The organism is Pseudomonas sp. B21-028, assembly GCF_024749045.1.
Classification (GTDB): Bacteria; Pseudomonadota; Gammaproteobacteria; order Pseudomonadales; family Pseudomonadaceae; genus Aquipseudomonas.
Genome location: NZ_CP087184.1, coordinates 4,949,368 through 4,973,826, shown reverse-complemented (window position 1 = coordinate 4,973,826; position 24,459 = coordinate 4,949,368). Strand labels below are relative to the sequence as shown.

At 50.9% G+C, this 24,459-nt stretch carries 19 protein-coding genes; 17 read left to right on the top strand and 2 right to left on the bottom strand.

Annotated elements, in window-relative coordinates:
• Positions 1-414: 414 nt before the first annotated feature.
• Positions 415-2,136, bottom strand: a complete 1,722-nt coding sequence (locus LOY35_RS21390) for a sigma 54-interacting transcriptional regulator (RefSeq protein ID WP_258626812.1) — start codon at positions 2,134-2,136, stop codon at positions 415-417.
• Between the two features lie 188 nt (positions 2,137-2,324).
• Between LOY35_RS21390 and LOY35_RS21385 the strand changes: the two genes are divergently transcribed.
• From LOY35_RS21385 to LOY35_RS21355, 7 genes are all read left to right on the top strand, one after another.
• Positions 2,325-2,687, top strand: coding sequence for a hypothetical protein (locus LOY35_RS21385; protein ID WP_258626805.1), 363 nt, complete (start codon positions 2,325-2,327; stop codon positions 2,685-2,687).
• Positions 2,688-2,749: 62 nt separating this feature from the next.
• Complete coding sequence (locus LOY35_RS21380) at positions 2,750-3,988, top strand: GTPase (RefSeq protein ID WP_122811381.1); 1,239 nt, start codon at positions 2,750-2,752, stop codon at positions 3,986-3,988.
• Positions 3,989-4,128: 140 nt separating this feature from the next.
• The gene (locus tag LOY35_RS21375) at positions 4,129-5,772 is read left to right on the top strand and encodes a hypothetical protein (protein WP_122811382.1); all 1,644 of its coding nucleotides are present in this window, start codon (positions 4,129-4,131) and stop codon (positions 5,770-5,772) included.
• Positions 5,769-6,392, top strand: a complete 624-nt coding sequence (locus LOY35_RS21370; protein ID WP_258626789.1) for a thymidylate kinase — start codon at positions 5,769-5,771, stop codon at positions 6,390-6,392. Before LOY35_RS21375 ends, LOY35_RS21370 begins: the two co-directional genes overlap by 4 nt.
• 47 nt (positions 6,393-6,439) lie before the next feature.
• Positions 6,440-7,435 carry a GTPase gene (locus LOY35_RS21365; RefSeq protein WP_258626788.1) on the top strand — a complete coding sequence of 332 codons (996 nt, stop codon included), beginning with the start codon at positions 6,440-6,442 and terminating at the stop codon, positions 7,433-7,435.
• Positions 7,436-7,440: 5 nt separating this feature from the next.
• Positions 7,441-8,127 carry a GTPase family protein gene (locus tag LOY35_RS21360; RefSeq protein WP_258626780.1) on the top strand — a complete coding sequence of 229 codons (687 nt, stop codon included), beginning with the start codon at positions 7,441-7,443 and terminating at the stop codon, positions 8,125-8,127.
• 229 nt (positions 8,128-8,356) lie between these two features.
• Complete coding sequence (locus tag LOY35_RS21355; RefSeq protein ID WP_258626768.1) at positions 8,357-9,025, top strand: ankyrin repeat domain-containing protein; 669 nt, start codon at positions 8,357-8,359, stop codon at positions 9,023-9,025.
• 148 nt (positions 9,026-9,173) lie between these two features.
• On the opposite strand, the gene LOY35_RS21350 is transcribed toward LOY35_RS21355, so the two are convergent.
• A complete protein-coding gene (locus LOY35_RS21350; protein WP_122811386.1) occupies positions 9,174-10,046 on the bottom strand; it encodes a WYL domain-containing protein in 873 nt (290 codons plus the stop codon).
• Between the two features lie 119 nt (positions 10,047-10,165).
• Between LOY35_RS21350 and LOY35_RS21345 the strand changes: the two genes are divergently transcribed.
• The 10 genes from LOY35_RS21345 (at position 10,166) to LOY35_RS21300 (ending at position 24,407) form a co-directional block, all read left to right on the top strand.
• Positions 10,166-10,420, top strand: a complete 255-nt coding sequence (locus LOY35_RS21345) for a hypothetical protein (protein WP_122811387.1) — start codon at positions 10,166-10,168, stop codon at positions 10,418-10,420.
• Positions 10,421-10,430: 10 nt separating this feature from the next.
• Positions 10,431-11,483: an ADP-ribosylglycohydrolase family protein gene (locus LOY35_RS21340; RefSeq protein WP_122811388.1), complete on the top strand. Its 1,053-nt coding sequence runs from the start codon at positions 10,431-10,433 to the stop codon at positions 11,481-11,483.
• On the top strand, positions 11,476-12,273 hold the full coding sequence (locus LOY35_RS21335) for a DUF1819 family protein (protein WP_258626749.1): 798 nt from the start codon (positions 11,476-11,478) through the stop codon (positions 12,271-12,273). The genes LOY35_RS21340 and LOY35_RS21335 overlap by 8 nt, the downstream gene beginning before the upstream one ends.
• On the top strand, positions 12,270-12,842 hold the full coding sequence (locus tag LOY35_RS21330) for a DUF1788 domain-containing protein (protein ID WP_258626745.1): 573 nt from the start codon (positions 12,270-12,272) through the stop codon (positions 12,840-12,842). Before LOY35_RS21335 ends, LOY35_RS21330 begins: the two co-directional genes overlap by 4 nt.
• A gap of 5 nt (positions 12,843-12,847) precedes the next feature.
• Positions 12,848-16,525 carry a BREX system P-loop protein BrxC gene (brxC, locus tag LOY35_RS21325; protein WP_258626742.1) on the top strand — a complete coding sequence of 1,226 codons (3,678 nt, stop codon included), beginning with the start codon at positions 12,848-12,850 and terminating at the stop codon, positions 16,523-16,525.
• 83 nt (positions 16,526-16,608) lie between these two features.
• Complete coding sequence (locus LOY35_RS21320) at positions 16,609-17,238, top strand: hypothetical protein (RefSeq protein WP_258626739.1); 630 nt, start codon at positions 16,609-16,611, stop codon at positions 17,236-17,238.
• The gene (gene pglX, locus LOY35_RS21315) at positions 17,235-20,798 is read left to right on the top strand and encodes a BREX-1 system adenine-specific DNA-methyltransferase PglX (protein ID WP_258626737.1); all 3,564 of its coding nucleotides are present in this window, start codon (positions 17,235-17,237) and stop codon (positions 20,796-20,798) included. Before LOY35_RS21320 ends, pglX begins: the two co-directional genes overlap by 4 nt.
• Before the next feature lie 53 nt (positions 20,799-20,851).
• Complete coding sequence (locus LOY35_RS21310; protein ID WP_258626728.1) at positions 20,852-22,540, top strand: DUF262 domain-containing protein; 1,689 nt, start codon at positions 20,852-20,854, stop codon at positions 22,538-22,540.
• Positions 22,541-22,714: 174 nt separating this feature from the next.
• A complete protein-coding gene (locus tag LOY35_RS21305) occupies positions 22,715-23,479 on the top strand; it encodes a type IV toxin-antitoxin system AbiEi family antitoxin (protein ID WP_258626726.1) in 765 nt (254 codons plus the stop codon).
• The gene (locus tag LOY35_RS21300; protein ID WP_258626724.1) at positions 23,469-24,407 is read left to right on the top strand and encodes a nucleotidyl transferase AbiEii/AbiGii toxin family protein; all 939 of its coding nucleotides are present in this window, start codon (positions 23,469-23,471) and stop codon (positions 24,405-24,407) included. The genes LOY35_RS21305 and LOY35_RS21300 overlap by 11 nt, the downstream gene beginning before the upstream one ends.
• Positions 24,408-24,459 lie beyond the last annotated feature (52 nt).

The window sequence follows — 24,459 nt, the reverse complement described above, 5'->3', positions numbered from 1 at the left end:
AGCTCTTTCGCTAGGACTTCTTAGCGATTTGTACGCGTTGAACAGAGAGTAAATCAGGCACAGCCCATCAAAGTGACCTTGAGCCAAGATCCGTTGAATCCGAGTCGATTTCAAGTTTACTATCCTTTTCTCTAGCCAAATCTGAGGTTTTGGTAGGCGCTTCAACTCTGATCCTGCATCCACGCCACGATCAGCAGCCTCTGGAGGGCCGTGTGTACCCCAGCAAGCGGGGGAGGGGGGGGGCGAGTCTGATCAAGTACAATGCAAATGAGTGATCATGTCCAATACAAACGGCTGGCCAATGGCAATTCATGCGGCTGGTCAGATGCGATTTCTCATCCTGTAGAGAGATGTCCGACCAGTGTCAAATGTCGACTCAAAACTGATCTTGTACAGGATATGAAGGCTTGTGGTTTAGCCGCGCTTGCCATGCAAGAAGGCAGCAATGGCTGTGTGTTCGCGAACTTGTGATTCTAGGATGTCTTCATTTTGCAGCAGGTAGGCGCGGAGTGCCGCGCGAGATTTGAGCTTGAGGTGAGTAAGTTCGCTCAGACTTCGGGAAATGACATAACGGTTATTTATCAGCACTCGCTGCACATAGTTGAGTTTTTGCTGCTCCTGACTACGGGGTTGTGGATCAGCGATTGTGGTTTCGTGCCCCTCGCGAGTGCGTTCTTCCTTCAATAGGGTGCTGATGAGAGTGTCGTCTATTTCATCGTTGGACTGAAGTTTCGCTTCTTCAAATAGGTCGTGGCAAAACCGTTCGAACTGACGGAAGTTTCCCGGCCAGTCAAAGCTACTGATGCATGCCAGAGCTTCGTTGCTAATACGAAAGAAGGGCTGCGGCAAAGCTACATCGCTGGTTTTGTCGAATAGATCGGTGATGTCCACGCTGTCTTGCCAATTCCACCGGTAAAGGGTGAGCAGGGCGCGGATAAATTGGAAATTTGCTTGGGGGTTGTTGTGAAGTCCGCTGGTACTGCTGGCTGTGGGGTAAGGGCTGGTTTGCTCCTGTGTGTCGTGGCCGTCAAAGCGCTGGTTTAGTGAGGGGAGGCGCACCACGTTACGCACCCGGTGAAACAGGTCGTAGCGCAGTTTTCCTTCTTCTAGCAGTTCGGATAGGGGGCGGTTTACCGCCAATATTAACTTTACGTTCAGTTGTCGCGGCGCGCCTTCTTTGCCCATGGGGCTGATGGAAACTCTATCGCTTATCGCGCTAAGTAGGTCGAGAAGTTGGGTTTGTGCTGGAAGGCTGGCGCTTTGCAGCTCGTCCAGAAACAGCACCGCTCCGTCTGCCAGTTCGAATATGCCCTGCGAATCTTCCGTCGCCCCAGTGAATGCGCCTTTTTTGTGGCCGCGAATGCGGCTTTCTAGCAACTCTTCGGTTACTGCCGCCAGGTTCAAGGTGACGAAGCGCTTTTTAAGTTTTCGTGCTATCTGGCGGGCCCCCATGCTTTTGCCAGTGCCGGTTTGCCCAGCGATCAAAATCGGGCCCGGCTTCTGAGCGCGGTGTTCAGAAAGTGCGAGGCTGGACGTAGACATCAGTAGATTCTGCATTACCTCGTCATGAATATTCGGCCCAATGGCTGAGTCGCCTTTAGTGCCGCGCAGTATGCCGATGGTCTCGTTTCCACCTTCCAGACTTTGGTAAAGGAGGGTGCTGAACATCTCTATGCAGGGATGTTCGGCAGGTATCTGGCTTTTGTAGCTCGGCAGCACGAACACGGTATGTCGGGTCATGATGCGCTGTGCTGCGTGAATGAGTTGGCGATCCCGGCCAGGGGGCAGGTGTTCGAACTGTAGTTGCGCCTGGTCGAGCAATCGCTTGCTGTGCTGTGCAATGACCGCGTAGTCGAGCGATTTGAGCATTTCCAGCAGATCTTGCATGTGCGCCGCCGAGGCTTTGTTGGCGCGGATGTCACTTTTCAGTTCGGTATCTAGGTAGTGAATCCATTCCTGAGTTCGGGCCTGGGTAATCAATCGTTCTAGAAGTGCAAAGCCCGCTGATTCAGTAGGATCGCTCCCTTTCAGGATGAGTTGGTCGTCCTGCAACGCTGCTGCGTGTACCGGCGGGTTTTGCGAAAGATTGGCGATAGTCGGAGTGCAGAATGATATGTAGCGGTAAGAGCTTTTCATGAATAAATCTCAATCTAATGATTCATGAGGTATCTAAAGGTTCATCATACATAAGATTTTAGGGTGGCGGTCATATTCATAATATGTTGAAAAATAACAATAAAAAATAAATTCAAGACTTGGCACGCTCCTCGCTAATACCTGTGTAGCCCGACCTGGGCACCTACAGACTAAACAGGAGTTCCGCTATGCAACCTCGTACCCTGCAAGAATACTTTGCTATCGCCCGCGCATTTATCATGGCTAAGGGCAATGGGCGGCTGTACATTCCAGCATCGTTGAAGTCCGAATTGATGGGGTTGGTGAGTGAATTCGCCAAGGCCCACAAGATCCGGGTGGAGTTAGTAGAGGCGTCCTTAGAGCGTACCCAGCGCTTCAAGTGGGGCGGAGCGCTGCTGGGGGCGTCCATCGGTTATGGTATTGCCAGTGTTAGCGGGGCTGTTGCCGGTGGCGTCATCGGTTATTGCGTCGGGGCCTGTGCCGCGAAAGTGCGCATTTCCATTGCGCCCTTGCCCAATGGCGACTTCGTGTTCGACATCTCTTCCAACTAATCGAAATTACATTTTGCGCAGGTGCTGCTGCGTGCCTGCGCCGCAATAATGAGGGTTAACACATGGCTACGAATAAGCATCTGGATTTGTCGGAAGTGTTGCAACGGTCGTTGGCCTACGATCCCAATGATGTATTGCCGTTGCTGGAATACTTGGGTATGCCCAAGGACAAGCTCAGACTGTCCAAAGACAGCACCCAGCAGGACGCCATGGAAATTTCACACTATCTCCGTAAGATGGGGAGCAACGATATCGCCACACTGTTTCGCGGCGGTGACGGGGTGCCCTACGCGGAGGTACTGTGTGATGTGGGGCACAAGCTGAGCACACCCGGCATCGATAAGACGAACTCTGTAGAAGAGAACGAGGCGTTCATCATCAAGAAGCTGTTCGCCGATGCATTGGACAAAATGTCTGAGGATGAAAAGCGCCAGTTGTTTAGCACCTTAGGTGTTACTGGGAAAGATATTCCGTACACCTCAGCGGGGGTGATTTTGACCCAGGTGCTACTCAAGGAATTCGGCGGCTTCGCTATCTACAAAGGCTCGCTGGTGCTGGCAAACATGATTTCTCGGGCGTTGTTAGGCTCCGGTCTGCGCTTTGCCACTAACGCAGCCATTACCCGTTCTATTGGTATGGCGTTAGGCCCGATTGGCTGGATCGCTTCCGGCGCCTGGCTGGCCGTGGAAATTGCAGGCCCGGCATTCCGCAAAACGGTTCCAGCGGTGATTCACGTAGCAATGCTGCGGCAGATAGTTCTCAAGCGCATCACGGTTGGGGTGGTGGGAGAAGGCTCGGTTGGCAAGGACGCACTCTTCAAGGCGGTGTTCGGCATAGACACGGACAACATCCATCCGGTGGCGGGCTCCACGCAGCAGACCGAAGTCTACAACTGGGGCAACAACGATGCCCTCCGGGTGGTCAACTTTCCGGGGTTTAACGATACGAATATGGATGTGAACAGCCTGACTCAGGATCACCTCAATCATACGGATGTATTTCTAATGGTGGTGGATTTGACCCGGGGTATTAGCGATGTAGAAGTGTCGCGCCTTCGGCAGTTGAAGACCTTCGGACGGCCCATCGCGGTATGTCTAAACAAGGTGGATCTTCCACGTCCAGCCGACAAGCCTCGTCTGCTAGAAGCGGCCCGGCAGCGCCTGGAAGGCGTGAAGATATTCGAAACAGCATTCGACCCGGACCCACGACTTTATCAGGACGGCCCATTGGGGGCTGGTGACGTCCGGCATTGGGTACTAGACCGTCTGCGTGAAGCAGACAAGGACGTCTCTCACCTCTGACATTTGGTAAGTCGCCCTTTAGCAAAGCACCTACCAGGCCGATAGTCTTGGTAGACATTGGTTTCGCCGGATCTGCGGTGGCGCGCTACTTAATCAATACAGGAGTTGGGTCCCCCTTCAGCGGGGCTCATTAGACATCTATGGATCAGACGAAACACGTGGCATGCCATACCATCCCAAATTGGGCGCTCAACAACCCATACCTCGATATTTTGGCTCCTCGCTTCTTCGAAAACACTAGCAACTACGACTGGGCAGACCTTCCTCGTCGTGTTGTGCGAATGTTCACTGAAGTCGAGCGCCGTTACGCCTCGGAAGCCGAATCCATCGCGTTAGCTGAGAAACTGCATCTTTTGCTGCTTGATGGTGCATTCCTGCCCAACTCTCCTGTAATGATGAACAGTGAGCACAGCAGCTCTACGAACCTGTTTGCATGTCACGTTTTGGCTCCGCCTGTGGATGCTGAAGCCATGGCGATTGCAGGCAAGATCCACGATGGGTGCGGGGGTATTGGCTACGACTTGACATCGGTCGATGACCCCGTTGCCATGACGATGTTTATTGAGAGCCAAACGGCGGCGCTAAACCCCAATCGTAAACGCAAGGCTCACAGCGCCGTAACTCTTCACGTCGATCACCCTATGGTGGGGCCATTCATCGATATGAGCAGCTCTCTAGAAATCACCCACACGAACGTCGAGCTGGATGCTCCTTTTTTCGCCGCTTTGTCTGCGGAGCAGTCGGGCGTTGTTGGTATATGGAGGTCGGTATGCTCCTCCATTTTCAAGACCGGTAGACCCGCGATTGCTTTCGGCGAGCACAAGTCCCTGCGATCTCCCAATGGGGAGCGCCTGATTCTGAATGTGTGTGGTGAGTCGCTTTTACGGGAGAATGAGTCTTCTCTGATTGGCTCGTTAAACGCTTCTCGATTTGTCAGTCAGGGTCTATTCGATGAAGATCGCTTTAAAGTGGCAGTAGATGTGGCCGTACGGTGCTTGGACAACCTTCACGATATTCAGGATCACGCATCTACGACTGTTGCAGAGCGTTGCATGCAAAGTCGCAAAATTGGACTCAGTGTAATGGGATTCGCCGATGCACTTCTGATGCAGGGCATAAGGTATGGGAGCAGCCAGGCCCTAGATTTTGCTGCTTTAGTCATGGGGCTTTTGCAGTCAACCGCCAGGGCCACTAGCGAATCATTGGCCTCCGCTCGGGGTAGCTGTGACCCTTCTTTACTCCGTGCCGGCGAACCATTGCGTCGCAACGCATCACTAATGGCTATCGCTGCAAATGGAACCCTCAGCTTGCTTGCCAACGTGTCGGGCGGTATCGAGCCAATTTTTAGTTATGTTACACGGCAGACCGTCGACGGCAGCGTTATCAATCAGATGCAGCCTACGCTTCGTCGATTGCTCGGTGAGCACGGAATGGCGGAAGACGCGATTGCTGAGGTTGCCAACTCTTTAATGAATGGGGTCTTACCTGCTGATCTTGAGCAGATTCCGCCCATCATCAGGCTGGCAATGGTGCGCGCGCACGATTTGAGTCCGAGCGACCATATTCAAACCCAGGCGACCTTTCAATCGTTTATTGATGGTGGAATTTCCAAAACAATCAATCTCCCCGCCAGCAGTACGGTGGATGATATTGCGGCAGCGATTCTCAATGCTCGCGCCAGCGGCTGCGTAGGCATTTCTCTCTATAGGGACGGAAGCATCAGCGGCCAGCCCTCTCAGATTGCTGCGACACAGTCACTGGACGCAGGAGTGGTCGCCGCTTGAAGGGCCAATTCTTCCTTTCTTTCGACGGCCCGAAGGCTACTGGCAAGACTACAGTCCTTGAATCGGTTGCCGAAGTGCTACGAGTTCGTGGGCAGCAACCTGTGGTTTCACTCTGTGAGAAGGAGGTTGACCCTTATCGCCATGAAATACTGGATCTAATCAAGGAGCTTGTGGTCAGGCCTGGCTCCACTCTGGAGCGTCGGATATGTGAGCGACTTGCGGATGGGCGAGCATGGATATCGGCGAACGTTTTGAACCAGCAACCCGCAGACGCCATAATCCTGATTGACCGCTGGTATCCATCTGATGCTGCGTTTCGAAAGATTACTCCATTTTCGGAAATCCTGAAGTTGAACATCGACCGAAAGGTTCGAGTGCCTGATTTACATGTCGGTGTCCTGGCTTCTCCGGATATATCGTGGTCGCGTGCGGAGTGCCGACCCCGAGGCTTGAGCAGCGTTGTGATCAGAAATTTTCAGGAGCATGTAGATTGTTCGGCGGCCTTTGAGCGAGCCATCGTTCAGCAAGGTTGGTTTGTATGTCGTAACGAGGGCAGCGTTGAAGCTTCAACGAAAATAGTGACGGATACGATCACCGCTGCCCTTAGAGAAAACTCATAATCATTCCAGCAATTCTGCGTGTGAAGAAAACGACAATAGGGATTTATATGATTCACAGCGATAAGATATTTGAAGTGTTAGAGAAAGACATCACAAACTCAAAAGACATCGATGAACTGACAAAAAGCAAGCTGCTGAAAAACGTTTTGGCGCTCAAAAGCCAGAAGCTGAATATTATGATTACTGGTGCGACAGGTGCTGGAAAAAGCTCCACGATTAATGCTCTATTCAACACCGACATAGCTAAGGTTGGTGCGGGCGTTGATCCTGAAACGATGGATGTGACACGGTATGAGCTTAATAATCTCGTCCTGTGGGATAGCCCCGGCTTAGGGGATGGCAAGGAGAAAGACAATCTTCATGCCAAAAATATTATTGCAAAGCTTAATGAGCTTGATTCAAAGCAACAGCCATTAATTGATTTGGTCCTTGTTATTGTTGATGGTAGCACCAAAGATCTTGGAACCTCGTATGAACTAATCAATAGCGTGATTATCCCTAACCTGGGTGCCAATCCAGAGGATAGAATATTGGTGGGGATCAATCAGGCTGATAATGCTCGTAAGGGACGAAATGTATGGGATTATGATCACAATAGACCTACCCCTGAAACTGAAGCGTTTCTAATAGATAAAGTTCGTTCCGTAAAAGCTAGGATCAAAGAAGCTACAGATGTTGATGTTGAACCAGTTTTTTACGCGGCCGGCTTTAAGGATGGAGATGAAGCCCAAAATCCTTATAATCTGTCAAAACTGCTTTACATGATTATTAATAAAATCCCCAAGGCTAAGCGAGCGGTGCTTGCAAACAATAATATCTCTAAAGAAGAGGAGATGTGGCAGGATAACGACGATATTAAGAACTATAATGCCGAAATCAAAAAAGGCATCATGGAATCGATCATTGAAACAGCCTCGGCGGGGGCCGATATTGGCCGTAATGTTGGTAAATTATTTGGCAAAACTGGCGAGGCGGTAGGGGCCATGGTCGGCGCTACAGCGGGAGCCGTTTGGGGTGGTCTTAAAAGCATTTTTGGTTTGTGATCATAATGTATTTAAAATATAAGCTTTCGGAGTTTTCCGGGCGTATCAATCGGATGGGTATCAGGCCACTGGATGTCATGCTTGTCGGTAGTACGGGGGCGGGGAAATCCAGCACTATAAATGCGCTATTTTCGACTTCAGTGGCTGCGGTTGGTAAGGGCGTTGATCCTGAAACCATGGACTTGGACTGGTATGACGTGCATGACTACCTCCGTGTGTGGGATACGCCAGGATTAGGTGATGGGATAGCCCGCGATAAAGTTCATGCAAAAAAAATTATAGACCTGCTGTACAAAACTTATCCCAAGGAGGGGGTGAGTTTCGGTTTCGTTGATTTAGCTTTAGTAATTGTCGACGGGGCAAGCCGGGACTTGGGTACGGCGTATAAGCTGATTAATGAAATTTTAATTCCAAATTTTCAATCTGACCGAATAATCGTGGCTATTAATCAGGCGGATGTCGCAAAGAAAGGGGCGCGATGGAATTATGAAACTAACGTCCCCGATAGCGATGTTCGGGAGTTCTTGAGTGATAAAGCCTATTCAGTAAAAACACGAGTGGTCGAGGCAACTGGTGTTGAAATTAATATGCCGATTTGCTATTCCGCTAGCTCTGGATACAATGTTTCAGCCTTGTTGGACTTACTTGTAGAATCTGTGCCTGATCAGCGGCGATCCATCGTGGCTTCTTAATTGTCGGTCAGTTTTTCATAGTTGCGTGGGACATCTCTGCTTTTGAAACGGTAGTAAGACAGGAGCATGTAATACGTAGCGTTTTTAGGGCGCTTGGTGACGGTTGGGTAAACGTATTGCGGCCACTCGTACCGACGAGCAACCCGGCTCAGCAAACAGCCCGTTTAGGGGCGCTTATTGGGTTCTGATGGGCTGGTAAAAGCTTAGAATAATTACGGAGAATATAGATATGATCTCGCATCCGATGCTGAAAACGCTGGTCGACAGGGCCCTCGCGCCAACCAGCTACTGCTTAGATGATATGCAGCTGCACGGTATGGGCGACTGGCATGCTGCCGTTTTGTTGGATAATTCAGATCATTTTGATGAGCTTTCTGCCGAATCTCTGAACTCCCGAGATTTCGCAGGTTTTACAGCCTTGGAAATTGCCTACAGGCTTAATCGATCAGAACTGATCGATAGATTGCATGCTCTCGGGGCGGAGGGAGATCCCTCGATCTTGGCAGAGCGAGGCGTGGATCATGTCATCGAAAATGAAAGCTATGTTCACTTATCCGCTAAGCAGGGCAAGCTCAAGACTCTTGAAAAACGTTACTTAGAGGGCGGAAGTCTGAATTCCCGAGATTCTGAGGGAAATACCCCTATCCATTGGATCGCGTCAAACGGCCACCTCAAAGCAGTGGTGTATTTCACAGAAAAGCATTTCATGTTCAGTATTGACCTAGATGCGAAAAATCATGCAGGGAACACACCTCGTAACCTGGCGATATTGGCAGGCCATCTCGACATCGTGAATCAGCTGATGATTTGGGAGCTAGAGGATTACATCCTTTCAGCTCGGATTCGTCACAAAATGAGTGCCGGGCTGAAGGAGGTGTTGCCTAAGCAGAGGTCATAAGGACGGTGGACACCCAAGCTTGTCGGCTGCGCCGGTGTCCATTGCTTATGTGATGCTCACAATCGATTGAGTGAGCATTCCAGTAAAAGCTGAATGACCTAGTTCAGCAGGCAAACGGCGCGTTATCCATCTTGCTTGAGGTGAGCGCTTATTCATAAAGCCATGGCTTCAAGTCGTCTAGGTTCTTGACAACGATCTGCTGCGCCGCAGCCTTTGGGTCAAGTTTTTTCGGGTCGATCTGAAAACGCTGAAGGACGTATTTCACTAATGCGCGTCGGGTTGGGATGACAAGAACGCCTGCTTGCATACCAAAGTCCGCCTCAATAATCGCCTTCTGTGCAGGGTTGAGGCGTGAGTCTGGCTCAATGATCACAGCCACCTCTGTGTTCCAGTCATCATCTTCATGAATTAGATTTTCGGTCTGTTTTTCGTAATCCGGCTGGCCGCGAAGTCTGCTTAGAACGAAGTCACGGTATCCACGATTCTTTTCACAGTAGGCCCGGACGTGCCAGCGCATTCCGGTATGCACTAGCGTGTGGGGGGCAATCAAACGTGTTTCGGGTACCGGGTTGGCTAGTGACACGTATTCGACAGATATCACCTCGTGGTTACGGCACGCTTTGAGCAAAGGGCGTAATACTTCAGCCTTTATCGTCCGGTCGGGCACCTCCAGCACCATCGTATGTGCATAGGCGAGAGCCAGCCCTTCTACGTGCGGGGCACGTGAGTGCGTTTGATTCAGTAGGTGTAAGTACGCGCTGGCGCTGTCCTCTATAAAGAGTGGCTTGAAGTGCTTGCTGGGCGTGTATCCCTTTAGTTGCTTGTCATATGTAAGATTTTTAGGCGCATGCTCGGTCATGTAGGTATTGATGTCTTTCGACGCCTGCTGGCGGCTGATTCCAAAGCTCTGAATCAGATGTCCCGTGGTCAGTCGGCCTTCCCACCATACTACCGTTTCAATCAACCGATAGCGTAGGGCTAGGTCCCAGCGAACCTGGTGAACGTCTTGCTTGCGCTTCATAGCCGCTCCATGTGTGCGAATTGTTTACCTGTACAAGTCTACATTATATACGTGTCGTAAAAGACTACATATCCTGCGCCTGTCTTCCAACTGAACTGAATTCATCGTAGGGGTGGGATATGACTGCATTGGATGCAATTTCTATTGGAAGCTTGTTCGGGATGGGCGCCATTGCGCTGGTGATGATTATCGAGTGTCGGAGGCTTTGTGGCTTGGCGCGAATAATCTACGACAGGAAAGGTGCTGCTCCAGATCCATGCGTCAGGGATGTCGAAAATATGGAGCTGCGCTCGGCTCTACGTGCCGAGAAAGCACATGTCCAGCAGTTGCAAAGAAAATTAGTGCTGTTGCAAGCACTGCCTGCGGCCGAGTAAGGGCACGGATATGAATAGACTAGATCGAATTAAAGGGTGTCTTATCGGCGGAGCAGTCGGAGATGCGCTAGGAGCCCCTATTGAATTCCTTGAATGGAGTGCCATCCGCACTAAGTTTGGACCTGAAGGTATCAAGGATTTCTTCGCTGTTTATGGCGTAACCGGCGCCATCACCGATGATACGCAAATGATGCTCTTCACGGCGGAGGGGCTGCTACGGGCATACGTGCGTGGCAGCTCGCGGGGAATCTGCAATGTACCTGCTGTCATCCATCATGCTTTGTTGCGTTGGTTGATGACCCAAGATTACCAACCGTCCATGGCAGTTAGCATGGATGGCTGGCTTGTCGGCGAGAGTGCCTTATGGTCCCGTCGAGCCCCTGGGAATACTTGCATTAGCGCTCTAAGGGCGAGCCAATATTTTGGTTTTCTCGCTGAAAACAATAGCAAGGGTTGTGGCGCGGTCATGCGTGTTGCGCCCTGTGCATTCTTCGGTAACGCCTTCGATTTCGCAGCAGAGTCCGGCCGTCTAACGCACGGGCATCCAACTGGGTATCTGGCCGCAGGGCTTTTTGCCGATATTCTCCAGCGTATGGCTGATGGCCGAAAAAGCCTTGAGCACGGCCTTACCGAAAGCCTTGCGGCCCATGGCGATAAACCAGGGATGGAAGAAACCAGATTGGTCCTTGAGAGGGTGCTTTTTTACTTCAGCGAAGGCTACTGCGCGACGCCTGAGCGTATTGACGAATTCGGCGGCGGGTGGGTCGCGGAAGAGGCTTTGGCAATCGGAGTTTGGTGCGCACTTACCGCAACGTCTTTCGAACAGGGAGTGATCACCGCTGTAAATCACAGCGGGGACAGCGATAGCACTGGGCTGATTGCCGGGCATCTGTTGGGTATTCAGCATGGAGTTGCTGCGATTCCGGCGAGATGGTTTGAGCGTCTGGAGCTAAGGCGTGAGATTGAAAAGATGGCTGTAGATATTGAGAGCGTTCAGCGAAATTACTCTGGGCTCGGCGGGGATGACGACTCGACAATCGAGCAGGAGTATCCTGGTGCTTGAATGTCATTTAGCTACCCGAGGATTGCCAGAGGCCATAAAGAATTGGTTTGCCAAAATCGGGAGATTCAGCGCGAGTCCGGTCGGCAGACTCAACAGAATGTTTTTTGCGCAGCCAGTGACCTTCTCGCTGGCGCTGCTGGCTCCTGACCGTCAAAATACGGTTCTTGTAGCTGTAGCAGAATCAAAGTCATTTATGAGCATTAAATCCCTAAACGGCTTCACTCGGTGTTCCCTCATCGTTCCTGAGACCCGTGTCGTTGCTGCGATGCTTTTAGAGGGGATCAGTAAGCAGGAGTGGCAAAGGCAGATAGTTGAGCTGAACGTCTTGCAGAAGCGAACTGCGAAGACGGCCATGACCTATGCGGGTACGGCTCGCTCTAGATTGGAGACTATGCATCCTGATTTATGGGTGCTGGTGCGAGACGAGAGCCTCCCAGTCGCTACGCAGGCGGTGCTCGCTGCTACCGTGAAATTTTCTCCGTTGCTGGGGGACTTTCTGCGCACCGTGGTGCGTGACCAGTTCCGACGTTTTTCTACGCACCTTGAACCGCGCCATTGGAATGCATTTTTAGAGGACCGTCTCCAAGTCGACCTCGACGCTCCGACCTTCAGCGCTTCAACACAAGTCAAGCTGAGGCAAAATGCCATGAGAATGCTTGCTGAGGCCGGTTTCATTGAGGACACTCGTAGCCTGCGGCTGCGCAGTCAGCATATTGAGCCTGCTGTTTCCCATTTTTTACATGAGCACGACGAACGATACGTGCTTGATTGTCTCCAGGTGTGCCCGTGAACAACCTTGACGAACGGCTGAACAAAATTCTGGACCGTCTTACTTCCGACGACTTTCTCGGTGGGCAAGGCTTGGGTAATGAGGTTCCTTTTTACGCGTTCGACTATCCCCCGCAGGAAGAACTTAAGGTTCGGGAACACGTGCAGTTTCTCCAGGTAGCGATTCCTAAGCGTCGTCCAGATCTGAAGGTCGCGTGCGTCAACCTCTTTGAGTTAGTACTAGAGATGTTGAGCAGCCGAAACCTGCTTGAAAAATCCATTGAGCGACAAGCCACAAAGGGCGACGAGGCGTTGTTTAAAGCCCTGAAAGCTCCGCTGGATGCCGGCAAGATCGCAAAAGAGTTGGTCGGACGCTATCCACCCACAGAATACGGACTGATCATGGTCACCGGGGTTGGTAGCGCTTACCCGCTAGTACGCACCCATAACTTGCTGAACAACCTGCAACCTTTCATGGGGCAAACCCCCTTGGTGTTGTTTTACCCAGGGCGATACGACGGTCAAGCGCTCCAGCTGTTTTGTCAGTTAGGCGAAAAACCCTACTACCGTGCTTTCCGTCTGGTGAGCTGAAAAGGATGTCCACTTTGTTAATCAAGAATTTGTTCACGCGCCCTATCAACCGCTCCATCAACGGGGTAATCAAGGCTGACCAAGATGACGAAGAGTCCGTCTGGCAGGAGCTTGATGAGTACGTTATTACTCGTGAGTTGGATCAACACCTCCGTAGTTTTTTCGAAAGCTATCTTGCAGCGCTGGATAATCCTCAAGCAGCGTCGGGGCGTGTAGGTGTGTGGATCTCGGGCTTTTTCGGTTCGGGAAAATCCCACTTCCTGAAAATTCTGTCATATCTCTTAGAAAACAAGCGAGTGAGCAACGCTGGCGAAAGTCGCCATGCTATTGATTTTTTTGAGCGAAAAATTGCAGACCCAATGCTCGCAGCTGATATCAAGCGAGCGGTTGCGGCTGATACCGACGTGTTGCTGTTCAACATTGACAGTAAGGCTGACAGTGGTGACGGTCGTGACGCAATCCTTCGGGTATTTCTCAAAGTGTTCAACGAGCGTCTCGGTTTCTGTGGCGACCATCCGCACATTGCACACATGGAGCGTTACCTAGATGAGCAAGGTAAGTTTGGCGAATTCAAGCAAGCTTTTGCAGAGTCGTCGGGTTCTACTTGGGAAGAGGAGCGTGACGCTTATCACTTTCAGGTGGATGCGCTAGCTAACGCTTTGTCACAGACGTTGGGTCAAGAGATCAAAGATGCCGATGCCTGGGTTGAGCGTTTTGAAAACGACTTCAACTTGAATGTCCAAAGTTTTGCCAGATGGGTCCAGGGTTACCTGGACAAGCGCGGTAAAGATCACAGGATTGTTTTCTTGGTGGACGAGGTGGGCCAGTTCATCGGTCAAGACACCCATTTGATGCTCAGTCTGCAAACCATCACTGAAGAGCTAGGCGTAATCTGTGGAGGACGTGCGTGGGTATTGGTAACCTCTCAAGAAGACATCGATGCAGTCCTGGGTGAGGTACGCGCGTCCAAGGCCAATGACTTCTCCAAGATTCAGGGACGTTTCAAAACCCGTTTGTCGTTGTCCAGCGGTAACGTCGATGAGGTCATCCAGCGTCGTCTACTCGACAAGGAGCCAGAGCCCAAGGATGTCTTGCGTAAAATCTATCGCGAAAAAGCCGACATTCTCCGGAATCAGTTAAGTTTTACAAATACTGGGCGTACCTATAAGGCCTTTACTGACGAAGACAACTTCGCCGCCGTCTATCCCTTTGTGCCGTATCAGTTCCAGTTGGTACAAAGAATCTTTGAAAGCATTCGCAAGGCCGGGGCCACCGGCACTCACCTGGCCCGAGGCGAACGCTCGCTGCTAGATGCCTTCCAATCAGCTGCCAAAGCCGTCAGTGAGAACTCCGTTGGTGTACTGGTGCCGCTTTACCGCTTCTACCCGTCCATCGAAGGCTTCCTTGAAGGGGTGGTCAAGTCGACCATTGACAACGCGGCCAGCAATCTCAGTCTGCAAGAGTTTGACACATTGGTTTTGAAAACCCTGTTCCTCATTCGATATGTCGATGAGATCAAGGGCAACGTAGATAATCTGATCACGCTTTTTATTGATGAGATCGACGCCGACCGCCAAGCGCTTCGCAAGCAGATCGAAGACAGCCTCCAGCGTCTGGAGAAGGAAACCCTCGTCAGTCGTAATGGTGATGATTTCTTCTTCCTGACCAACGAAGAGCGCGATATCAGTCGCGAGATCAAAGAGGTTGATCTCACCAGTGCCGACGAGGCTCGTGAACTGGGTCAATTGTTGTTTGATGAGTCCCTGCGTGGTCAGCGTAAGTTTCGCTTCCCAGACAATGGCAAAGATTTTGGTCTCAATCGCCAATGCGATCTGCATCCCATGGGTAACCGCGTCGATGGCGATCTGCTGATCTCGGTCATCAGCCCCTTGGTGGATGACCGGGATACCTGGAGCGAGCAACGCTGCATTCTCGAATCTAGTCAGGGGGAGGGCAGTGTGCTGTTGCGCCTGGACGATGAGCGCGATTTAGCGCGTGAACTGCGGCTGTACTTGCAGACCGACAAGTTCATCACGCGAAAGAATGATGGGACGCTGCCGCATAACACCAAACGTATCCTTCAGGATCGTGCCGAAGAAAACCGCCAACGCCGCCAGCGCTTGAGCGCAAGTGTGGACCGTCTGCTGCGTGAGGCGGAAGTTTACGTCGCGGGTAACAAGCTGGAAACCAAGGCCTCCAGTGCACCGATGCTGGCGGAGGAAGCGCTTGATTATCTCGTCCGTAACACCTTCAGCAAACTTGGCTATATCCAACACTTGAGCAGCGACCCGCAGAAGGAAATTCAGGCTCTGTTGGCCACGCCACTGACGCCGGGCCTCGGCCTGGAGAGTACTGGCGAAGCTAATCCGCGTGCGCTCAAGGAAGTTAGCCAGCACATCGAATTGCTGGCCTCGCAATCACGTCGGATCGTCCTCCATGATCTCGCGGAAAGTCATTACGGTCGACGTCCATATGGCTGGCCAGAGTGGGAAACGGTGCTGCTTATTGTACGCCTGCTGCTCAAAGGTGAAGTCAGCCTGATCGGCAATGGCGGCCCCTTGGCTCCGCAGCAAATCTGGAGCGAAATCTCCACTCCTGCTCGCTGGCGCACCACCGAAATTCAGAAACGCCAGCAGGTAGGCTCAGGTGAGCTGCAAAAGGCCCGCCAGCAGTTCAAAGACGTGTTTCAGAAAATTGCCCCGGACGGTGAAGATACCCTCTACGATCACCTGCAAAGCAGTCTGATCAAATGGGAGGGCGAGCTTAAGCAATGGCGTGTGTTGGCACAAAACGGCCAGTATCCCGGTGTGGATGAAATCGATCTGGGCCTCAAACTGATTGGTAAGCTCAAGACTGCTCCCGATAGCTTCGATGCCATCCAATTGTTCCTCAAAGAGCGTAACCCGTTGCTCGATCTCTCCGATAGCTACGGCGATCTGGATAATTTCTACAGCAGCCAGAAAACGGCTTGGGACAAGTTGCGTTCCGCACAGTTAGATTTTCAGCCCAACCGGCCAAAGCTGGAGAAGGACGAAAAGGCGGCCCGTGCTTTGGCGCGTATTGACGAAATCTTGAGTGCCAAAGCGCCGTACAATCTTATTCGCGAAGGAGAAGGGCTGATTCAGGCTGCTACCCAAGTCAACGACAGCTTCCTTCGGGAATCCCATGAGCGCGCCGACTCCTGGGTTGAGAAGTACATAACCAAGGTCAGCGTTGAGCTGGACGCGTTGCTTGCCAGTCCTGATCAACGAAACCGCAGTTTGCTGCCATTGCAAACCCTTCGTCAGCGCATCGCTAAGCAGCGAAGTTTGGCTCACATCAGCCAAATGCAGGAAGAAGCCAGAGAGCTTGCCGATGTGGCACTGGACCATCTACAGCAGTTGGCGGAGCAAGCCGCAGCTAAAGCCAAAAAGGCTGCCAGCGAACCGGACCCTAAACCTCCAGTATCGGATAGCGGTACGCCAGATTTGATCGTGGCCGAACCAACCGCCCCGGTTAATAACTCTCCAGCGGCAGTAGTGGCACCAATTGTACCGATCAAAAAGCGCCGGATCATCGATGCTCAGCTGCTTGCCGGTTCTGGATACATCGAGACCCAGGTCGACATTGATAACTTTCTTGCCAAGCTGCGTAAGGAGCTGGAAGAAGCGGTGGCTGACAACCAGCGGGTGGAAATTCGTTAAGGAGTTCCGGTTCAAAAACAGAAATGGCGGCTGTATGGGTACAGCCGTCGTTCTTCTTAGTCGGCGCATTGGAGCAAGTGACCATGGATGTTGAAAAAGTATTTGGGTCTGCCGATTGGCAGCTTATCAAGGGCGAGGTCCAGTCCACCTATAGCGAGCATTTTTCCCAATACAGTTATGCCATGTATCCGGCGCTAGACTACCAACGCTTCAAGCAGACTTTTTCAGCCTTCAAACCTGTCGTCGAACTGGATTTGGCATTGCTCTGGAAATGGGGGCACTGGGGGAAGGCCAATTATCCCAGTAAACAGGGGCTATTGATCACTGAAATATCGGCGCTTTGGGGGGAGTATCTCAATTGGGTAGGTGTTCTCCCTGACGCCCCTTCTCCGAAGAATACCTTTCAATGGTGGAACGAGCGGCTAGGGCGGCTGCGCTACATCACTTCGGCTTTCCTGACTCACCTGATTCATCCGAGCGACGTGCCGATTATTGACCAGCATAATTTTCGCGCAATGAATCATTTTCTACGCGTGCAACAGCCGAAGAAAAAGCCTTCTGACTGGCGCGATATTGCTCACCTGAAATGTTTTCTAACCGAAGCAACTAACAAGCTTCAGTACTCAGAAAGCGACTTTGACAAATACCTAATGATGTATGGCCGCGCCCTTAAGTCGCATAAGCCTAGGACGTCGAGCAAGGAAAACGCATGAACCGCTCTGCACTCAAGAAATACGCTCCCCAAGCCCGTCTCGATTTTATCGAGGCCGTAACTCTGCGTGCACGGCGTTTGGGGCTGGATCCGACCCATCCCGTCAATATCGAACAAAACGGCGATGTGTTATTGATCGGCGGCCAGCCATTTCCGGCCATCATTGGAAAGCAGCGGGCCACGCTGGACCAGCGTATTCAGCAACAGGGCTTTAGCACTGTAGTTGAGACAATGGCCTACACGTGGTTCAACCGCTTGGTTGCCATCCGCTTCATGGAACTCAAGGGGTACCTCAGCCACGGATATCGTGTGCTCAGCCATCCGCAGGGCCAGCAACCGGAAATACTTGACCATGTTCAGCATCTTGAGCTTACGGGGTTAGATAAGGTCGGAGCACTCCGCCTGAAAACCGCAGGTAATCAGGATGAGGCGCTGTACCGTGAGATCCTGCTCGCCCAATGCCACGAGCTGCACCGCAGCATGCCGTTCCTGTTCGAGGCGCTGGATGATGCCACCGAACTTTTGCTCCCGGACAACCTCCTGCGTACCGATTCGCCCATTGCCCGTTTGGTGAACGGTATCGAAGAGGTCGACTGGAAAGAGGTGGAGGTCATCGGCTGGTTGTATCAGTTCTACATCAGCGACAAGAAGGACGAGGTCATCGGTAAAGTGGTCAAGAGCGAGGATATCCCCGCAGCCACTCAACTATTTACCCCCGACTGGATCGTCCAGTACCTAGTGCAGAACAGCCTCGGTCGCCTCTGGCTAATGGCCAATCCAGGCTCTAATCTTAAAGAGAAAATGCCCTACTACATTGAGCCCGCCGAACAAGCGTCGGAAGTGCAGACCCAGCTCGATGCCTTGATCAAGCTTCGGGTGGATGAGGATGGTGGCACGCTTAATCCTGAATCTCTTACAGTGCTCGACCCAGCCTGCGGCTCAGGTCATATCCTAGTGGAAGCCTACAATCTGCTGCGCGCCATTTATGAGGAGCGGGGCTATCGTGCGCGTGAGATTCCTCGACTGATCCTGCAAAAGAACCTCTATGGCCTGGATATCGACGATCGCGCAGCCCAACTTGCCGGTTTCGCACTGTTGATGAAAGCTCGTGAGGACGATCGTCGGCTGTTCGATGATGAGGGGAGTCCACCGCATCTCAACGTCATGGCAATTCAACAAAGCGCAGGTCTTCCGGATGAGGAAATGGCCAGAGTCATCCTCAATGCCGCTATCCAGATCGAGGGTGGTAATGCTTTTCACTCTAAGCAGCTATTCGGCGATGCTCAGCTGGAAACTCAGCATAGCTCGGGGTTGACTGTGCTCGACCTACGCCAGTTGATTAGGTTGTTTGAGCATGGAAAGACCGTTGGCTCGCTGATAAGTGTGCCAGAACTTCTCAAGGCAAAGCTGGCCAAAATCGTTGATCTACTTGCTTGTGTTCGTAATCAGGGCGATGACTTGTCTCGAAGCTATGCCAGTCAGATGCTGGAGCAGTTTGTATGGCCGGCTAGTTTACTGGCTGCGCAATTCGATTCGGTCGTTGCGAATCCCCCCTATATGGGTAGCAAGGGCATGTGCTCGATGCTTAAGGAGTTCGCGAAGAAGGATTTTCCAGATAGCAAGGCAGATTTGTTCGCCATGTTTATTGAGAGGGGAGGTTTTTTTTGCAAGTTGGGTGGTTTTAGTAGTTTGATAACCATGCAGAGCTGGATGTTTCTTTCGACTTATGAGGTGTTGCGCGAAAAATTGCTCGCGAACAGAACTGTTATCACGATGGCTCATCTCGGGGCTCGTGCTTTTAGTGAGATATCTGGTGAAGTGGTACAGACTACCGCATTTGTTCTTCAAAAGACTCACCAGCCATCCTTTAGACCTGTTTTTTTCAGGCTGGTCGGAGGTGGCGAATCCGAGAAAAAGTCCACGCTATTGGCTGGTAAATCCAGATATGAAAGCATTGTTCAGAGTGATTTTTCAAATATTCCTGGAAGTCCATTTGCATATTGGGCGTCTGGCGAGGTAAAGAAAAGTTTTTTGGAGAAGAATCTATCTGATGTCTCTTTCTCCGACGGAAAAAATATAACTGGTGATAACTCAAAGTATCAAAGGTTTTTTTGGGAGGTCGATTCTGAGCTTGTTGGGATGGAGCGTCGGTGGTTTTTTATTTCGAAAGGAGGCGGATTTCAAAAGTGGGTTGGTATTAGTGATGTGACTGTCGATTGGTCGGAGGGGGCTAGAGCTTTTTATAAAAGCAGTCTTGTTGGAAGATTGATAGATTCCTCGTTGTGGGGGCGTGTTGGAATTAGCTGGGGGCTAATCGCGTCCTCCCTGCCTAGCTTTAGGCTAATAGGTTTTGATACAACATTTAGTGACGTTGGGTTGTTCTTTAATGATGAAAGTGACGTTCTTCTGGCTCTCGGCTTTCTAAATTCAAAGGCTTCATTTGAGTTTTTAAGTTTACTAAATCCAACGCTCAACTATCCAATGGATGTTATTCTTAAGCTACCATTTGCTAGGATGCAGGGCTGTGGGGTTGTTTCAAAGAATGTGGAGTCGCTAATAGCCTTGACTAAGAAATGTCATTCTTATTACGAGGTCGATTGGGGATTTTCAAGGTCATATTTGGTCGAGGTGGGCGCCCAGAGCTGCATGGAGGCTTATCGTAAATGGGAGGATCAGATAAATGGCTGTCGCGCACAGCTCAAGGCCTTGGAGGAAGAGAATAATAAAATATTTATTGATTTTTATGGATTGGGAGAGCAATTAACGCCACATGTTCCTGACAGTCAGATAACGATTCAGGAGGTTAATCGTGAGAAGGATGTAGGGCGTCTTATTTCCTACGCGATTGGTTGCATGATGGGCCGCTATAGCCTTGATGAGCCTGGACTTATTTACGCTAAAAGCAGCGGAATTGGTTTGGAACTCTCACGTTATCTCAAATTTCCAGCGGATACCGACGGCATCATTCCTGTAAGCGACGAGCATTGGTTCGAAGACGATGCCGCTGCGCGTGTGCGCGAGTTCGTTCAGGTAGTTTGGGGTGTTGACACCCATGTGGAAAATATGGAATGGCTGTCGGATAGCTTGGGCCGTAAGGCTGGTGAGTCCGCCGCCGAAGCCATCCGCCGCTACCTGTCTACTAGCTTCTACAAAGATCACCTGCAAGCCTACAAGAAGCGCCCGATTTACTGGTTGTTTTCTAGCGGTAAGCAAAAGGCCTTCGAGTGCTTGGTTTATCTGCACCGCTACAACGAGGGCACGCTCTCGCGCATGCGTATGGAGTATGTTGTTCCCCTGCAAAGCCGCATGCAGGCCCGTATCGATACGCTTGCCGACGACATCAACAGCGCCACCGGCAGCGCTCAGCAGAAAGCCTTGCAAAAGCGCAAAGACAAATTCACCAAACAACTCGAAGAACTCCGCCGCTTCGATGAAACGCTACGTCCCTACGCGGACCAACGGATCGCTCTCAACTTAGATGATGGCGTCAAGGTCAACTACGGGAAATTTGGTAATTTGCTGGCCGAAGTGAAAGCAATTACGGGTGGCAAGGAAGACTGACTGATTGGCGGCTCACTGATGTGGGCCGCTTTATCTCGACAAGGAAAATGTAAGTGCAAACAGGCAAATCCACTGTCAAAGATATTTTCGATGGCACTCGTATTTTCAGTGTTCCCACCTACCAGCGTGCCTATTCCTGGGAGCGTGAGGACAATCTTGAAGACTTTTTCAATGATCTATGTAGTCAGCACCCAGACAGACCTTATTTCCTAGGTTCTTTTCTCTTCCATCTGAACGGAAACAAGAGCGAGTTCGCACTTGTGGATATCGTGGATGGTCAGCAACGGTTGACCACCCTGGTCATCTTTATGCATGTATTGATTGGGAAGATGATTTCCCAGGGTTCTACGCTCATATCTGAGCGTACGCGGCGGATCTTTGTGCGTGATGGTGATGTCTTCAAGCTTGAATCGGCGAATGAGGGTAATGCCTTCCTACATGATCTGGTTTTGGGCGACCGCCCGCCTGCAACCGAGGACGTAACACTAAGAACCCATTCGCAACGGCTTTTGTTGGACGCACGGCAATATTTCGAGGAGCAGCTGGTTCGCCATGATCTGGCCATGCTTGAGCGAGTTTATACGACCGCCATCAATGCTGATGTGCTGCTCTATGTGGTGGACAAGATCAGTACGGCTACCCAGATATTTGAGTTGTTGAATGATAGGGGGCGGCGATTAACGGATCTGGAATCGATCAAAAGTTTCCTGATGTATAACGCGGGAATTGTTTACGATCACCCCGAGCAAGTGATAGGGAAAATCCAAGAGGACTTTGCTGAAATTTATCGTTTGATTGAGTCGCACAACATTAATGATCGGGATGTGCTGCGTTATCACACGCTTGCATTTGAGACGTACCCGAGTGATTACACTGATAAACCGAAGTCCTACATCAAGGAGAAAATACTTGGATTGGTGAGTGATGCGGAACGGCGGGAAGAGGCGAGAGAGCAGATTAGAGACTACCCAGCTCGCCTGAAAAAAAGCTTTCAATTATTTGCTCAGATCCGAGATCGCCGATTCATTGATCCGGAGTTGGCAAAAACATTTATGATTGGTCGTGTTGCTCCCTTCTATCCAGCGCTTATGAAGGTGCATAGTGAAAGACCATCTGAATTTCCGCGCTTGGTTAAAGCCATCAATGCCTTTACCTTTCGCTCCTCTTTAGCTCGACTGCGAAGCAACGGCGAAAGCTATCAGTTTACTTCTATGCGCAACGATAGAGATGTCGTTGAAGTGATCGAGAACTTTGTTTTGGGGAATTGGTGGAACATTAACGGGCGGGCTCGCGAAGCCTTTGATTATAATAATTATTATGATTGGCTTGAAAAAAACGTAGTCAGATATATTCTTTTTTCTTACGAGAATAGTCTTCGTCGGCATAGGGGCTTTCCATTGTTGTCGAGCAGAGACTACGCTTCAAAAGATGCCCGTGAAAAGCTTAGTATTGAGCATATCACTGCAAAAAAAGCATTGTCTGTTGAGTTTGATGATGACTTTAGAGAGAACTATCTGAATAATCTGGGTAACTTAGTGATTGATCATGCGGCATCCAACTCCAGCAAGGGACGGAAGGGCGGTGATGAGAAGGTTATTCATTATAATTTAGCGCCTTTGATGTCTCAAAATGAAATAAATGAAGTCGGTTGCGATTGGAATGATCTTGAATCAATAAAGAGATTCATTCGTCACCGTGAGGAAAAGTTAAAGAAGGAAGTTTCGGCTGAGTTCGAAATTTGAATCACCATTAGAACGATGGTCATTTCACATCAGTTGATGGTCTTCGGACTGGTTGCGTAGCCGTGGTTTAGAGCAGGCCCCCTTGGGGGCATACTTACCGACATCCGACTGGCTGAATTCAGCTGGCTGGTTTAAAATCTAGCTGAAAATAATCCTTATGGATAAATACTGGCAGTGAAAATAAACCAGCTCCTTTCCGATTGGCCCTCCGGTGCTGTAGCCACGCAAGCGTGGCTACATGAGCATGGCGTAGGGCCAAACCTGGTACAAAAGTATCAGCACAGTGGCTGGCTGGAGCGTATTGGTCACGGCACGTGGAAGAGGAGCGGCGATAAGATTGACTGGCAAGGCGGCGTTTTCGCATTGCAACAGGACGAGCCATTACGGATTTGGCCGGGTGGGGCGACGGCTTTGAGCCTGGCTGGACACAGCCATTACCTATCATTCGGGAAAGAGACTGTCGAACTGTTCGCCACAGCCGCCACCAGCCTGCCTGGCTGGTTCAGAAAGTACGCATGGGAAGTCTCGGTAAATTTTCACTCCACCGGGCTCTTCGCCTCAATGGAAGATCCTGCGTTGCAAGCCTTTCAGGTGCCTTACTCTCAATTTCACCTGCAAATTTCCACCCCAGAGCGTGCCGTGCTTGAGCTTATCCATCGAAGCGCGGACGAGAGTCTTTTTAGCGGTGTGGTCGACTTGTTCAGCGGGTTAGGTACCCTTAGCCCCCGCCGCTTGCAAAGACTGCTTGAGGCCTGCACCTCCATTCGCGTCAAACGTGTATTCCTTTTGCTGGCTCGAAATGCTGGCCACGCATGGTATAGCCGAATAGACGTTTCGAAGGTGGATATAGGCAAAGGCAAGCGTCAGATCACGCCGGGTGGTCGACTTGATAAAGAGTTCCTCATAACCGTGCCAGAGAAATTTGCCAATGTCTCTTGATCCTCGTTACGCCGCTCAGGTCCGTTTGTTGGTCCAGGTGATACCTTACGTGGCGGCTGAGCACTGTTTTGCGCTCAAGGGTGGGACTGCGATCAATTTGTTTGTCCGAGATCTGCCTCGTCTGTCGGTGGATATCGATCTGGCTTACCTACCCAGTTCTGATCGTCACCAGGCTTTGTTGGATGTTCGCGCTGCGCTTGGACGTATTGCAGATGCGGTGGGTCGTGGCTTGCCCAATACAGGTGCAACCGTCCAAAGCAATCGGGAAGATGAGTTGCGAATTTTGGTAAGAAGCCAACAAGCTCAGATCAAGGTCGAGGTGTCGCCGGTTTTACGAGGCACGGTTCATCAACCCACTGAGCGTGCTGTGGTCGCGCAGGTGGAGGACGAGTTTGGATTTGCTTCTATATCATGCGTTTCTTTGCCTGATCTGTATGGCGGAAAAATTTGCGCTGCCCTGGATAGACAGCACCCCAGAGACCTGTTTGATGTCATGTTAATGCTCCGTGAAGAAGGGCTGACACGTGAAATTTTTGAAGGTTTCTTGGTTTATCTGATCAGTCATGGTCGACCTATGGCAGAGCTTCTTTCCCCTCGATGGAAGAAGCTTGATGGGATCTTCCAGGCAGAGTTTTCGGGCATGACGCGTGAGCCAGCTACCCTCGATCAATTGGAATCCACCAGGACGTCGTTGCTTACTGCAATCCGTGAGCAATTCACCGAGCGAGACGCCGATTTTTTGCTTTCTCTTAAGCGTGGGGAGCCGGACTGGTCGTTGTTAAATTTGCCTGGGATTGATCAGTTGCCAGCGGTTCGATGGAAGCTGCGTAACATCATGGAAATGTCTGCTTCAAGGCGGGCGGGCGTGGTTGATACTCTGCAAACTGTCGTTGACCAAATACTTACGGGCCGAGCAACACAAGGCTAGTGATCGGCTCTTGAAACGGTCGGTTTATTTTTTGCTCTTAAAGCACCCTTAT

Excerpts from the sequence above, each read along its gene's own strand:
- LOY35_RS21360 (WP_258626780.1), top strand. The coding sequence starts at position 7,441 with ATGTATTTAAAATATAAGCTTTCGGAGTTTTCCGGGCGTATCAATCGG.
- LOY35_RS21345 (WP_122811387.1), top strand. The coding sequence starts at position 10,166 with ATGACTGCATTGGATGCAATTTCTATTGGAAGCTTGTTCGGGATGGGC.
- LOY35_RS21320 (WP_258626739.1), top strand. The coding sequence starts at position 16,609 with ATGGATGTTGAAAAAGTATTTGGGTCTGCCGATTGGCAGCTTATCAAG.
- LOY35_RS21340 (WP_122811388.1), top strand. The coding sequence starts at position 10,431 with ATGAATAGACTAGATCGAATTAAAGGGTGTCTTATCGGCGGAGCAGTC.
- brxC (WP_258626742.1), top strand. The coding sequence starts at position 12,848 with ATGTCCACTTTGTTAATCAAGAATTTGTTCACGCGCCCTATCAACCGC.
- LOY35_RS21385 (WP_258626805.1), top strand. The coding sequence starts at position 2,325 with ATGCAACCTCGTACCCTGCAAGAATACTTTGCTATCGCCCGCGCATTT.
- LOY35_RS21300 (WP_258626724.1), top strand. The coding sequence starts at position 23,469 with ATGTCTCTTGATCCTCGTTACGCCGCTCAGGTCCGTTTGTTGGTCCAG.
- LOY35_RS21390 (WP_258626812.1), bottom strand. The coding sequence starts at position 2,136 with ATGAAAAGCTCTTACCGCTACATATCATTCTGCACTCCGACTATCGCC.
- LOY35_RS21380 (WP_122811381.1), top strand. The coding sequence starts at position 2,750 with ATGGCTACGAATAAGCATCTGGATTTGTCGGAAGTGTTGCAACGGTCG.
- pglX (WP_258626737.1), top strand. The coding sequence starts at position 17,235 with ATGAACCGCTCTGCACTCAAGAAATACGCTCCCCAAGCCCGTCTCGAT.
- LOY35_RS21355 (WP_258626768.1), top strand. The coding sequence starts at position 8,357 with ATGATCTCGCATCCGATGCTGAAAACGCTGGTCGACAGGGCCCTCGCG.
- LOY35_RS21375 (WP_122811382.1), top strand. The coding sequence starts at position 4,129 with ATGGATCAGACGAAACACGTGGCATGCCATACCATCCCAAATTGGGCG.
- LOY35_RS21365 (WP_258626788.1), top strand. The coding sequence starts at position 6,440 with ATGATTCACAGCGATAAGATATTTGAAGTGTTAGAGAAAGACATCACA.
- LOY35_RS21350 (WP_122811386.1), bottom strand. The coding sequence starts at position 10,046 with ATGAAGCGCAAGCAAGACGTTCACCAGGTTCGCTGGGACCTAGCCCTA.